This window comes from Geodermatophilus sp. DSM 44513, assembly GCF_032460525.1.
Lineage (GTDB): Bacteria > Actinomycetota > Actinomycetes > Mycobacteriales > Geodermatophilaceae > Geodermatophilus.
Genome location: NZ_CP135963.1, coordinates 709783 through 721946, shown reverse-complemented (window position 1 = coordinate 721946; position 12164 = coordinate 709783). Strand labels below are relative to the sequence as shown.

Here is a 12164-nt window from a genome sequence, read left to right as displayed (position 1 = left end):
CCCCCGAGGTGGCCCCCTTGCAGGGTCCCGCTGCGAGCCTGCGAGTGGCGGGGGGCAAGGGGGTCCTTCTTCAGAACAGCTGCTGCAGCGGTTCCAGGGCGAAGTAGACGACGAAGACCGCCGCGATCAGCCACATCAGGGGGTGGATCTCGCGCCGCCGGCCGACCGCGGTCCGCAGGAGCACGTAGCTGATCACGCCGGCACCGATGCCGTTGGTGATGGAGTAGGTGAAGGGCATCAGCGCCAGCGCCAGGAACGCCGGGATGACCAGGGACAGGTCGTCCCACTCCAGGTGGCGGATCTGGCTGATCATCAGCGCGCCGACGACGACCAGCGCCGGCGCCGCCGCCTCCGACGGCACGACGAGCACCAGCGGGCTGAGGAACACCGTCCCGAGGAAGAGCACACCGGTGACGACGCTGGCCAGGCCGGTGCGCGCGCCGTCGGCCACGCCGGAGGCGCTCTCGATGTAGGTGGTGTTGGACGAGACGCTGCCCGCGCCGCCGGCCGCCGCGGCCAGCGAGTCGACCAGCAGGACCGGCTGGGACCGCGGCAGGTTGCGCCGCTCGTCGAGCAGGCCGCCCTCGGCCCCGACGGCGGTCACGGTGCCGACGGTGTCGAAGAAGTCGGCGATCATGATGGAGAAGACGATGAGCAGCGCGGCGATGACGCCGATCCGCTCGAACCCGCCGAACAGCGAGAACTCGCCCAGCAGCGACAGGTCCGGGGCGGCGACGACGTCCTCCGGGACGGCCGGGACCTGCAGCGCCCAGCCGCGCGGGTTGACCTCCTCGCCGTCGACGATCCGCGGGCCGACGTCGGCGACCGCCTCGATGACGATGGCCAGGGCCGTGGTCGCGACGATGCCGATGAGCAGGCCTCCGCGCACCCGCCGGACCACCAGCACGGCCATCAGCAGCAGGCCGACGACGAACACCAGGATGGGCCAGCCGGCCAGCTGACCGCCGACGCCGAAGCTGATCAGCGGGTTGCCCGGGCGGATGATCGCGGCGTCGGCCAGCCCGATGACGGTGAGGAAGAAGCCGATGCCGACGGCGATCGCCGTCTTCAGCTGCGGCGGGATGGCCTCGAACACGGCCTTCCGGAACCCGGTGAGCACCAGGACGGTGATCAGCAGGCCCTCGAGCACGACCAGGCCCATGATCTCCGGCCAGGACAGCTGGGTGGCCGCGAAGACCGCGACGATGGCGTTGATGCCCAGGCCGGTGGCCACCGCGAAGGGGTAGCGGCCGACGACGCCCATGAGGATCGTCATGACACCGGCGATCAGCGCGGTGGCCGCCGCGATCGCCGGGAACGGCAGGACGGCGCCGGTGACGTCGGCGCCCGGTGTGCCGTCCGTGCCCGGGATGCTGGTCAGGATGATTGGGTTGAGCAGCACGATGTAGGCCATCGTGAAGAACGTGGTCAGCCCGCCGCGCAGCTCGCGGCTCGTCGTCGAGCGGCGGGCGCTGATGCCGAAGTAGCGGTCCAGGCCGTTGCTGGGCCGCACCCGCGGGCCCTCGCTGCGGCGCGCGGGGCGGGCCGTGGCGGCGACGTCGGCCGGTGTGCCGCCGTCCGCGGGAGCGCCCGGGGACGGGCGGGACTTCTCTGCCATGGCGACTCTCCGGACGCGCGGCCGGGCGAGCGGGCGACGCGGTGCGCGCCGGCCGACCGGTGGGGACTGCGATGAGCGGCGACAGCGTGCCACACCGGTGTCCCGGACAGGTCACGGCCGCGCGGGCCCACGGGTCCTAGGGTCGGGGGGTGCCCCGACCGGCCCGGAAGGCCCCTCCCCCGCTGCAGGTGGACACCGTGCGGGTGGTGCTGGTCGGGACGGCGCTGTGGGCCGTGGCGCTGGTCGTGCTGCTGCTGCTCGGCGACCGGGTGGACCGGGTGTGGACCTGGACCTGCGTCGCGGGCATCGGGCTGGCCGGGTTCGGCCTCGGTGTCATGCGCCTGCAGGGCCACCTCGGCCGCCGCGACCCGGACGACGACCGGTAGGCCCCCGCCGGCTCAGCCGGCCTGCAGCAGGCGCACCGTGGCCACGGCCAGCACCCGGGTGACCGCGGTCAGCTCGTCGAGGTCGACGTGCTCGTCGTAGGAGTGGGCGTGCACGACGTCCCCGGGGCCGTAGTGCAGCGTCGGGACGCCCTCGGCGGCGTAGAGCCGCAGGTCGCTGCCGTAGGGCACGCCCCGCTCGCGCGGCGCGGTGCCGGTGAGGTCCTCCTCCGCGGAGGTCAGGACGCGCCGCAGCGGCGTCCCGGCCGGGGTCCGGCCCGGGGCGAACTGGCCGCCGGGCCAGGTCACCTGCACCGGGTGGGTGCGCAGGAACGGGTGCCCGGCGCAGGCCGCGGCCAGCCGGTCCTCCACCGCGGCGCGCGCCTGCGCGGGGTCCTCGTCCAGGCGGACGCCCAGGCGCCCGGTGGCGGTGAGCGAGTCGGGCACCGTGCTCGCCCAGTCCCCGGCCACGACGGTGCCGATCGACAGGGTGTGCGCGATCGGGTACTCGGCCATCAGCGGGTCGACGACGGCGTTGCGCTCGGCCTCCAGCCCGCGCAGCACGGCGTGCAGGTAGCCGAAGTGCTCCACCGCGCTGTGCCCGGCCCACCGGGCGCTGCCGTGCGCCGGCTCGCCGGGGACGACGAGCTGGAAGGTCAGCGCACCCCCGGCCGCGGTGGTGAGCGTGCCGCTGGTGGGCTCGGTGATGATGCAGGCGTCGCCCCGGTGCCCGCGGGCCAGCGTCGCGAAGGCACCCAGGCCGCCGTCCTCCTCGCCGCCGACCAGGTGCAGGGCCAGCCGCCCGGGCAGCCGCACGCCGCTGGCCAGCACCGCCTCGGCGACGGCGAGGTCGGCGGCCACGCCGGCCTTCATGTCGCAGGCGCCGCGCCCGTACACCCGCCGGCCGGCCACCCGCGGCGTCCAGGGGTCGCCGGACCACCGCCGGAGGTCACCGGGCGGGACGACGTCGACGTGCCCCTGCAGCACCACCGTGGGTCCCGCGTCCTCACCGGTCGCGGCCACCAGGCCCCAGGACTCGCGCCGCGGGACCTCCGTGCCGGGGAAGCCGGGCCGGCCGGCGAGCTCCTCGACGTCGAGCCGCCAGTGGTCGACGTCCATCCCCGCGGCGGCGGTGCGCCCGGCGAGCTCGGCGAGCAGCTCGGACTCCGCGTCGCTGCCGGTGACGCTGGGCACGCGCAGCAGGTCGGCCAGCGTGCGGTGCAGCGCCGGGACGTCGAGCGCGTCGAGCACGGCCTCCTCGTCCCGGCCGATCCCGCCCCGACGCGGCGCCCTCGTCTCGGGCGCCCACGACCCGGTCAGTGTCACGGACCCTCCTCCTGCGGTGCCCGCCACCGTGGCCGGCGCCGCAGACGCTAGAGATCACCAGGCGCCGGGACCAAGACCGATCGGGTGCGTCCTCCCTACGATCCGTTGCGTCTCGGAGTCGGCGCACGCAACGGAGGACCGGATGGACGAGCTGGACTGGGCGATCGTGCAACGACTGGTCCGCGACGCGCGCACCACGTACGGCCGGATCGGGTCGGAGGTGGCGCTGAGCGCCCCGGCCGTCAAGCGGCGGGTCGACCGCCTGGTGCGCAGCGGGGCCATCCGCGGGTTCACCGCGGTGCTCGACCCCGCCGTCCTCGCCTGGGACGTCGAGGCCTACGTCTGGGTGTACTGCGAGGGCGCCCCGGACCCCGAGGAGGTGCGCCGCCAGTTCGAGGAGGTGCCCGAGGTGGTGCAGGCGACGACGATCTCCGGCACCGCCGACGCCGTGGTGCGCCTGCAGGCCCGGGACACCGCCGAGCTCGAGCGCGCCGTCCGGCGGCTCCGGGCGCTGCCCACCGTCTCGCGGACCGAGAGCGCGGTGGTCCTCTCCCGGCTCATCGACCGGTCGCGGCTCTGACGGCCGGGGTCCCCGGGAGCGGGGGGCCGGAGGCTCCCCCGAGCGGGGACGGGCGTCTGGGGCTCAGCGCAGCAGGTGCCGGCACCTGGCCGCGGTGTCGTCCGGTAGGACGACGATGTCAGAGCACGTCGAAGGTGCCCGTGTCGTAGCGGGCCGAGCGCACGACCTCGGCCGCGTCGTCGGCGACCAGCGTCGCCTGGCTGTGCGCGCCGCAGCCGTAGTCGATGGCGACCACCCGCCCGTCGGCGGGGGCGTAGACGTTGCCGCACGCGCCGAAGGCCGCGCGCAGCGAGCCGGCCAGGGGCAGGAAGAACCCGCAGGTGCCGCACGGGCCGGGTGCCTGGCGGGCCATCGGCGACCGGGGCCCGAACTCGCCGGCGTCCCAGCGGGCGGCGGCGTCGGCCCGGCCCTCCCGGGACATGACCCGCTCCCGGCCCAGGCCGACCTCGGAGGCGACGACGGAGCCCTCGGGGTCGTCGGCGGAGTCGTCGTCGCTGGTGTAGGAGGGCACCAGCCGGGGGTCGTCCTCGGTGGAGGGCAGCACGTCGCCGACCGATAGGTCCCCGGGGCGCAGCCGCTCGTGCCAGGGCACCCAGGCCGGGGCGAGCAGTGCCTGCTCCCCGGGCAGCAGCACGACCTCGTCGACGGTCGCCTGCTCCTCGCCGGGCACGCGGACGAGGGTGACCGACCAGTACCAGCCGACGTAGCCGGGCAGCTCGCTGGCGAAACAGTGGGTGACCACCTCACCGAGGTCCCCGCCGGACGGCGTCTCGGGCACGGCGCTGAGGTGCTCGCCCACCAGGTCGGGGGACCCGGCGGTGTCGACCGCGGCAGCCCGTGCCCGCTCGACGTCGGTGCCGGGCGCGTCGCTGCCCGCGGCGGCGGGGTCGGAGAAGTCGGCCACGGGCCCCATCCTCCCTGACGCCCCGGCGGGGCCAGGGGCGCGGGGCCGCTCCCCGCGTCCTCCCAGGTCGGTGCGGCACCATGGTCGGTGTGTCGTCCTCTCCGCCCGGCGCCCGGCGCGGGCCCCTGCGCCGGCGGGCGGGGTCGCCGGGGGCGGACACCACCCCGCTGGGCGCGGCGCGGCCGGCCACCCGGCCGCTGCCCGCGCCGGGTCCGGACGCCGGGGACGGCGGGGTCACGCCGCCGACCGTCCCGCTGCCCCGGAAGCCGACCGTCACCCGGGTCGCGGCGGCCCGCACCCGGGAGCTGACCGGGGCCGCGGTCCGCCGGGTGCAGACCGCCAGCCGGGCCGACGGCGCCGGGCAGAGCGGGCTGTCCCAGCTGCTGTGGGTCAACGCCCTGCACATGGCCGGCGACGCGATGGTCGCGGTCTCGCTGGCCGGCACGCTGTTCTTCGCCGCGACCGCCGACGCCCAGCGCGGCAACGTCGCGCTCTACCTGCTGGTGACGATGGCGCCGTTCGCGGTCCTCGCCCCGGTCATCGGGCCGCTGCTGGACCGGCTGCAGCGCGGCCGGCGGTGGTCGATGGCCGTCAGCCAGCTCGGTCGGGCCGCCCTGGCGCTGGTCATGGCCGCGCACTTCGACGACTGGTGGCTCTACCCGGCGGCCCTCGGGGTGCTGGTGCTGTCCAAGGCGCACAACGTGCTGCGGGCCGCGGTGGTCCCCCGCGTGCTGCCCGGCGCCATGTCGCTGACCTCGGCCAACGCGCGGACGTCGGTGTTCGGCCTGGTCACCGCCGGCGTCCTCGGCGCGGTCGGCGCCGGGCTGGCGTGGGGGGTCGGGTTCACCTGGCTGCTGTGGGCCACCGCCGTGGTGTTCACCGCCGGCGCGGTGCTCGCGGTGCGGCTGCCCCGCCACGTCGACGTCCCCACCGGCGAGCTGCCCGCCGACGTGCTGTCGACCGCGCCCCAGCCGGTGACGACCGGGCGCGGGCGCCGGGCGGTCGGCCCGCGGGTGGTCGTGGCGCTGCGCGCCAACGCGGCGCTGCGCGGGCTCGGCGGGTTCCTCACCATCTTCTCGGCGTTCCTGGTGCAGGCCACGGTGGCGGGCGGCTGGCGGGGCACGCTCGCGCTCGGCGCGGTCGCGGGGGCCGCCGGTCTGGGCAGCGTGCTGGGCACAGCGGCCGGCTCGCGGCTGCACCGCGTCGACCCCGACCGGGTGGTGCTGTGGTCGGCCGGCACCGCGGCGGCGGTCACGGTGGCCGCCGCGGTGTTCTACAGCTTCCCGATGGCCGCGCTGGTGGCCGGTGTCGCGGCCGTGGCCAACGCGCTGGGCAAGGTCGCCCTCGACGCGATCGTGCAGCGCGAGGTGCCCGAGGCCCTGCGGGCGTCGGCGTTCGCCCGCTCGGAGACGGTGCTGCAGCTGTCCTGGGTCGTCGGGGGCGCACTGGGCATCGCGCTGCCCCCGACCGGCTGGCTCGGCTTCACCGTCGCCGCGGCGCTGCTGGTGCTCGCCGTCGCGCTGGTGCTCCTGCCCCCGCGCCGCCGGACCACCCCGCCGCCGGTCGACGCCGTGGACGCCCCGACCGACCCGCTGGGCCGGCTCGCGTGAGGCGTGCCGTCCTCCCGGTCGCCGTCCTGCTGCTCGCCGGGTGCGGGTCCGGGCCGTCCGGACCGCAGGACGTCCTCGTGGAGGTGGGGCCCCAGGAGGTGCAGGTGCCGCCCAGCCAGGAGTGCATCGACGGCGAGCTGCAGCGCTTCTCGGCCCGCCCACCGCTGGTCGAGGTCTCCCCCGACACCACGGTCCGGCTCACCGTGCCGGACTCGGTGGCCGAGCGGGGGTGGGGCGTGCAGGTCTACGACGACCAGCTGCAGGAGCAGCTGGGCACCGTCGACGTCGACGCCGGCCAGGCCGTGCTGGCGGAGATCAACACCTCCGACGTCGTCCCGGCCACCTTCTACCTGGTGGTCGTGGAGGACACCGGGGAGGCGTGCGAGGGCGTCGGCGGCGCCTGGCCGGTCGGCTTCCTCCGCGCCGGCGGCGACCTCACCGGCTGACCCAGGTGACGTGCTGGAACCGGCCCCTGTGCAGGGCCCCGCGTCGAGCGGAGCGAGGCGTGGGGGGCACAGGGGTCCTTCTTCAGTGCTCCAGGTCGGTGGCGACCGCGCGCAGCACCGAGGCGACCTTGCGGGCCACCGGGCGGTCGGGGTGCCGGCCGCGGCGCAGGCCCTCGCCGACGTCGTCCAGCAGCTTGATGAGGTCCTCGATGATCGGGACCAGCTCGTCGGGCTTCTTGCGGGTCCGCTCGGCGTGCGCCGCGGTCACCGACGGCAGGGGGTCGAGCACCCGCACCTGCAGGGCCTGGTCGCCGCGGCGGCCGGCGACGATGCCGTACTCCACCCGCTGGCCGGGCTTGAGCTCGCTGGTGCCGGTGGGGAGGGCGTCCTTGTGCACGAAGACGTCCGGGCCGTCCTCCTGCGAGAGGAAGCCGAACCCCTTCTCCGGGTTGAACCACTTGACTCTGCCGGTCGGCACGCTGATCCCTCGGTCGTCGGACGGCGGCCCGGCACCTGGCCGGGAGGGCGGCGCGGCACGGGGGCCGCTGCGCCCCAGGTTAGTCGCCGGGCCGTCGGCGCCCACCGGGATCCACCGGCGCCCGGCCCGCCCCGTCCGCGCCGGTCCCCCGCGGACCTAGCCTGTGCCGGTGCCGCCCGCCGACGAGCCGCCCGGCCACCCGGACTACCGCTTCACGCTGGCCAACGAGCGGACGCTGCTGGCCTGGCTGCGGACCGGGCTGGCGCTGGTCGCCGGCGGGGTCGCGGTCGCCGAGTTCGCCCCGGACCTCGGTGCCCGCTGGGGCAGCACCGCGGTGTCCGCGGCGCTGGTGCTCACCGGGCTGGGCGCGGCGGTGGGCGGGTACCTGCGGTGGCGCGACAACGAGTCGGCGATCGCCGCCGACCGCCCGTTGCCGCCGAGCCGGGTCGTGCCGGCGGTGGTCGCCGCGGTCGTCGGCGTCCTGCTGGTCGTGGCCGCGCTGGTCGCGGTGGAGGTGCTGCGCCGGTGAGCGGGCCGGCGGGGCGGGGGTGGCGGGAGACCCAGCCGGAGCGCACCGACCTGTCCTGGCAGCGCACCGGGCTCGGGGTGCTGGCGGTGGCCGGCCTGATGTCGCGTGCCGCGGTGCACGGCGGGGCGCCGGTGCGCCTGGCCGCGGCCGGGGTGGTCGCCCTGCTGGGGCTGCTCGTGCTGGGTGGGCTGGCGCCGCTGCGCGCCCGGGCGGTGCAGCGGGCGGTCGAGCGCGGGACGGGGGTGGCGGCGCCGCGGGTCGCGCTGCTGGCCACCGCCGTCGTCGTCGCCGTGGCCGGCGCGGCCCTCGTCTCGGTGCTCAGCCCGCGCTGACCGGCGCGGGCACGATGCCCAGCCGGTCGAGCAGCACGAGGAACACCGCGGCGAAGTCGTTGCCGGCCACCGCGTCGCGCACCCTCGCCCAGTCGACCTGCTCGCGCAGCGCGCGGGCCACCGGCAGCACCCGCGCGTAGTCGCAGTAGTGCTCGTCGAGGGCCATGAGCTTGGTGACGACGATGTCGGTCGCCTGCAGCACCGGCATGTGCACCGAGAGCACCGGCAGCTCCTCGGCCCGGTCGATGAGGTCGGACTCCACCGGGACGCCGCAGGTGCGCCACAGGACGTCGATGAACGAGGCGCCCTGCACCACCTTGGTCAGCCAGTCCTCGGGCGGGTCCAGGACCTGCAGCCCCGCCTCGGCCAGCACCTCGGCCGCCCGCTCGGCCTCCGCGGCCGGGACGAGGAAGTCCGCGTCGTGGTCGGGCTCCGGCGCCCCGCGGACGTAGGCCGCGTATCCGCCGCAGAGGGCGAAGGGCACGTCACCCTGCTTGAGCGCGACGGCGACGCGCTTGAGCAGGTCTCGGATCTCGTCGCGGTCGTCGGGCTGCACGCGGTGCCTGCTACCCGGGGGGCGCGGGCCGGAACGCGGCGGTGTGGACGGCGGGACGCGGGGCACAGCAGGCTGCGTGCGGATCGCGACCTTCAACATTCTCCACGGGCGCTCACCGGTCGACGGCCGGGTGGACGTCGAGCGCCTGGCCGCGGCGGTGAAGACCCTGGACGCCGACGTCCTCGGCCTGCAGGAGGTCGACCGCGACCAACCCCGGTCGATGAACGCCGACCTCACCGCGGTCGCCGCGGAGGCGATGGGCGCGGTGGACTCGCAGTTCGTCGCGGCGCTGGCGGGCACCCCCGGCGGCACCTGGATGGCGGCGACCGGCGACGAGCAGCCGGGCTCGGCCAGCTACGGCATCGCGCTGCTGTCCCGGTACCCGGTGGTGTCCTGGCGGGTGGTGCGGCTGCCGGCGCTGCGCAGCCGGGTGCCGGTGTGGTTCCGCGGCGCCCGGGGCCCCAAGCTGGTCGGCGACGAGCCGCGGGTGGCCGTCGCCGCCGTCCTGGAGGGGCCCTCGGGGCAGTTCACCGTCTGCAACACCCACCTGTCGTTCGTACCCGGGTGGAACGCGCTGCAGCTGTCCCGGCTGGTGCGCTCGCTGGCCGGCACCCGCGAGCCGCTGGTGCTGATGGGCGACCTCAACACCGAGACCCGGCAGGCGGTGCGGGTCAGCGGGCTGCGGTCGCTGGTGCCCGCGGCCACGCCGACCTTCCCGGTGGACGCGCCGACCCGGCAGCTGGACCACGTGCTGGCCCGCGGCCCGGTGACGAGCGCCGGGCCGGCCGAGGCGGTGCGGCTGCCGCTGTCGGACCACCGCGCCCTCGTCGTCCCGGTGACCCTCGGCCTCTGACCCGCCTTTGTCGCGATATTGGCGGCGCCGGCACAAGCCTAGGCGAGGCGCTGGGCGGCGGCCGCCTGCAGGCCGAGCTCCTCGACCGAAACCTGGCGCATCTCCACCTTGCGCACCTTGCCGGTGACGGTCATCGGGAAGGCCTCGACGACCTTCACGTAGCGGGGCACCTTGTAGTGGGCCAGCTTCCCGGCGCAGAACGCGCGCAGCGCCTCCGGGGTGAGCGGCTCGGCGCCCTCGCGCAGCCGCACCCAGGCCATCAGCTCCTCGCCGTAGCGCTCGTCGGGCACCCCGATCACCTGGGCGTCGACGACGTCGGGGTGGGTGTAGAGGAACTCCTCGACCTCCCGCGGGTACACGTTCTCCCCGCCGCGGATCACCATGTCCTTGATCCGGCCGACGATGTTGAGGTAGCCCTCGGCGTCCATCACCGCGAGGTCGCCGGTGTGCATCCAGCGGGCGGCGTCGATGACCTCGGCGGTCTTCTCCGGCTCCTCCCAGTAGCCGAGCATCACCGAGTAGCCGCGGGTGCAGAACTCCCCCGGCGTCCCGCGCGGCACGGTCAGGCCGGTGGCCGGGTCGACCACCTTGACCTCCAGGTGCGGGTGCACCCGGCCGACGGTGGCGGTGCGCCGGTCCAGGTCGTCGTCCGCCCCGGTCTGGGTGGAGACCGGGCTGGTCTCGGTCATGCCGTAGCAGATGGTCACCTCGGTCATGCCCATCTCGGCGACCACCCGCTTCATCACCTCCACCGGGCACGGCGAACCGGCCATGATCCCGGTGCGCAGGCTGGACAGGTCGTAGGAGGCGAAGTCCGGCAGGCCGAGCTCCGCGATGAACATCGTGGGGACGCCGTACAGGGAGGTGCAGCGCTCCTCCTGCACCGCCCGCAGCGTGGCCGCCGGGTCGAACCCGGGCGCCGGGATGACCATGGTCGCCCCGTGCGAGGTGGCCGCCAGGTTGCCCATGCCCATGCCGAAGCAGTGGTAGTAGGGCACCGGGATGCAGATCCGGTCGGCCTCGGTGTAGCCGCACCCCTCGCCGACGAAGAAGCCGTTGTTCAGCAGGTTGTGGTGGGTGAGCGTGGCGCCTTTGGGGAAGCCCGTCGTCCCCGAGGTGTACTGGATGTTGACCGGGTCGTCGGCCGACAGCTGCGCCGCGCGCCGGTCGAGCAGCGACCGGTCGGCGGCCCGGCCGGTGGCGACCAGCCGGTCCCACTCCGGGGAGCCGAGGAACAGCACCTCGCGCAGGTCCGGGCACTCCCCGCGCACCTCGGCGACCATCGCCCGGTAGTCGCTGGTCTTGAACTCCGGCGCACTGACCAGCACCGAGATGCCCGCCTGACGCAGCACGTAGGCCAGTTCGTGGGTCCGGTAGGCCGGGTTGATGTTGACCAGGATGGCACCGAGCTTCGCCGTCCCGTACTGCACGAACGCCCACTCGGCGCAGTTGGGCGCCCAGATGCCCACCCGGTCGCCCTGGGCGACCCCGAGGGCGTCCAGGCCGAGCGCGACCGCGTCGACCTCGGCGACGAACTGCGGGTAGGTGAAGCGGCGGCCGGTGGCGCACTCGACCAGCGCCTCGTGGTCGCCCACCCGCGCTGCCGTCCGGTCCAGGTCGGCCCCGATGGTGTTCCCGAGCAGCGGCACCGTCGACGTGCCGCTGCTGTAGGACGGCAGCGCGGGCGTGCTCACCGCTGCTCGCTCGCCGGGACGCCGGCCCGGTTGGGCTTGTCGGTCGGGTGGGCGTAGCGCAGCCGGCTGGGCGGCAGCGGGAAGTCGTGGTCCTCGCCGAACGGCGACAGCGGACCGGCCGACTCGGCGAGCAGCTCGGTCACCGGCGCACCGCCCTCGTCGTTCTGGCCCCAGGTGGGCTCGACCAGGTGCTCGTGCTTGGCGTTGCGCTTGGCCATGGTGTCCTCCGTCGTGCGGTGTCCGCGGTGCACCCCCCGGTGCCCGCGCCTGCCTGCATCTTCGCCGATGTGGTGCCCCGGACGCACGCAGGACGGTCCTGACGGGTCAGTGGCGGCGGACGGCGCGGGCGCCGTACACCGTCGGGACGCCGTCCGCGGTGAGCACCCACTCGCGCGACCCGACCGGCGCGGCCCGCACCACCGCGTCGTGCAGCTGCTGCACCGCGCGGGTCCGCCACACCGCGGTGCTGGCCAGCCGCAGCCGCACCGGGTCGGCTGTCGGGTCCAGCTCGTCGTACCCCTCGGGCTCGAAGGACAGCACCGCGGGCCCGGCCATGCGCAGCACCCCGGTCTGCCAGGGCACGGTGCGCAGCGCCCGGAACCAGCGGTGGGCCCGCAGCAGCGCGCCGGCCCCGGCGACGGCCGCGACCCCGCCCACGAAGACCAGGACGACGACGAGCAGGCCGGCCAGCGGCAGCGGCCGCCCGGCGTCGCGGGAGATGGCCACCGCGGCGCCGGCGAGCAGCACCGCGAGCACGACGGCGATCAGCCCGCCGGCCAGCCAGCGCAGCGCCCCGGCCCGGTAGCCGCTGAGCGCGGCGCGGGTGCGGGGGTCGTCGGCGGCGGGGGTCACGCC

At 75.9% G+C, this 12164-nt stretch carries 14 protein-coding genes and 1 pseudogene; 7 read left to right on the top strand and 8 right to left on the bottom strand.

Translation table 11 applies throughout. The features are described 5' to 3' along the window. Positions 1-70 precede the first annotated feature (70 nt). Entirely contained in the window at positions 71-1618 is a 1548-nt protein-coding gene (locus RTG05_RS03360) for an NCS2 family permease (RefSeq protein ID WP_166527458.1), read from the bottom strand. Positions 1619-1767: 149 nt separating this feature from the next. On the opposite strand from RTG05_RS03360, the gene RTG05_RS03355 reads away from it, so the two are divergent. Next, positions 1768-2004 (top strand): DUF2530 domain-containing protein, encoded by a 237-nt coding sequence (locus RTG05_RS03355; RefSeq protein ID WP_166527457.1) that lies wholly within the window; start codon positions 1768-1770, stop codon positions 2002-2004. A 12-nt stretch (positions 2005-2016) separates the two neighbouring features. On the opposite strand, the gene RTG05_RS03350 is transcribed toward RTG05_RS03355, so the two are convergent. Beyond that, a complete protein-coding gene (locus RTG05_RS03350; protein ID WP_315912283.1) occupies positions 2017-3327 on the bottom strand; it encodes an ArgE/DapE family deacylase in 1311 nt (436 codons plus the stop codon). Between the two features lie 142 nt (positions 3328-3469). On the opposite strand from RTG05_RS03350, the gene RTG05_RS03345 reads away from it, so the two are divergent. Then, on the top strand, positions 3470-3907 hold the full coding sequence (locus RTG05_RS03345; RefSeq protein WP_166527456.1) for an Lrp/AsnC family transcriptional regulator: 438 nt from the start codon (positions 3470-3472) through the stop codon (positions 3905-3907). A 118-nt stretch (positions 3908-4025) separates the two neighbouring features. Here the strand turns inward: RTG05_RS03345 and RTG05_RS03340 are convergent, their stop codons facing one another. Beyond that, complete coding sequence (locus RTG05_RS03340) at positions 4026-4820, bottom strand: DUF3027 domain-containing protein (RefSeq protein ID WP_166527455.1); 795 nt, start codon at positions 4818-4820, stop codon at positions 4026-4028. An 80-nt stretch (positions 4821-4900) separates the two neighbouring features. Between RTG05_RS03340 and RTG05_RS03335 the strand changes: the two genes are divergently transcribed. Together RTG05_RS03335 and RTG05_RS03330 are read left to right on the top strand one after the other, a co-directional pair. Further along, positions 4901-6421, top strand: coding sequence for an MFS transporter (locus RTG05_RS03335; RefSeq protein WP_315912281.1), 1521 nt, complete (start codon positions 4901-4903; stop codon positions 6419-6421). Further along, positions 6418-6867 carry a DUF2771 family protein gene (locus RTG05_RS03330; protein WP_166527454.1) on the top strand — a complete coding sequence of 150 codons (450 nt, stop codon included), beginning with the start codon at positions 6418-6420 and terminating at the stop codon, positions 6865-6867. Before RTG05_RS03335 ends, RTG05_RS03330 begins: the two co-directional genes overlap by 4 nt. A 292-nt stretch (positions 6868-7159) precedes the next feature. Here RTG05_RS03330 and RTG05_RS03325 read toward each other — a convergent pair. Continuing rightward, a pseudogene (locus RTG05_RS03325) lies at positions 7160-7345 on the bottom strand (cold-shock protein); the annotation flags it as partial. A gap of 169 nt (positions 7346-7514) precedes the next feature. Between RTG05_RS03325 and RTG05_RS03320 the strand changes: the two are divergent. Beyond that, complete coding sequence (locus tag RTG05_RS03320) at positions 7515-7874, top strand: YidH family protein (protein ID WP_166527452.1); 360 nt, start codon at positions 7515-7517, stop codon at positions 7872-7874. After that, entirely contained in the window at positions 7871-8206 is a 336-nt protein-coding gene (locus RTG05_RS03315; RefSeq protein WP_166527451.1) for a DUF202 domain-containing protein, read from the top strand. Before RTG05_RS03320 ends, RTG05_RS03315 begins: the two co-directional genes overlap by 4 nt. Here the strand turns inward: RTG05_RS03315 and RTG05_RS03310 are convergent. Beyond that, entirely contained in the window at positions 8193-8762 is a 570-nt protein-coding gene (locus RTG05_RS03310; RefSeq protein ID WP_166527450.1) for a nucleotidyltransferase family protein, read from the bottom strand. The two genes, RTG05_RS03315 and RTG05_RS03310, sit on opposite strands and share 14 nt — an antisense overlap. Positions 8763-8838: 76 nt before the next feature. Between RTG05_RS03310 and RTG05_RS03305 the strand changes: the two genes are divergently transcribed. After that, on the top strand, positions 8839-9615 hold the full coding sequence (locus RTG05_RS03305; protein ID WP_166527449.1) for an endonuclease/exonuclease/phosphatase family protein: 777 nt from the start codon (positions 8839-8841) through the stop codon (positions 9613-9615). A gap of 38 nt (positions 9616-9653) precedes the next feature. On the opposite strand, the gene RTG05_RS03300 is transcribed toward RTG05_RS03305, so the two are convergent. The 3 genes from RTG05_RS03300 to RTG05_RS03290 all read right to left on the bottom strand — a co-directional run bounded on the left by RTG05_RS03300 (position 9654) and on the right by RTG05_RS03290 (position 12161). Next, the gene (locus tag RTG05_RS03300) at positions 9654-11309 is read right to left on the bottom strand and encodes an AMP-binding protein (RefSeq protein ID WP_166527448.1); all 1656 of its coding nucleotides are present in this window, start codon (positions 11307-11309) and stop codon (positions 9654-9656) included. Then, positions 11306-11527, bottom strand: coding sequence for a hypothetical protein (locus RTG05_RS03295; protein WP_166527447.1), 222 nt, complete (start codon positions 11525-11527; stop codon positions 11306-11308). Before RTG05_RS03295 ends, RTG05_RS03300 begins: the two co-directional genes overlap by 4 nt. Before the next feature lie 106 nt (positions 11528-11633). Further along, positions 11634-12161: a hypothetical protein gene (locus tag RTG05_RS03290; RefSeq protein WP_166527446.1), complete on the bottom strand. Its 528-nt coding sequence runs from the start codon at positions 12159-12161 to the stop codon at positions 11634-11636. Positions 12162-12164 lie beyond the last annotated feature (3 nt).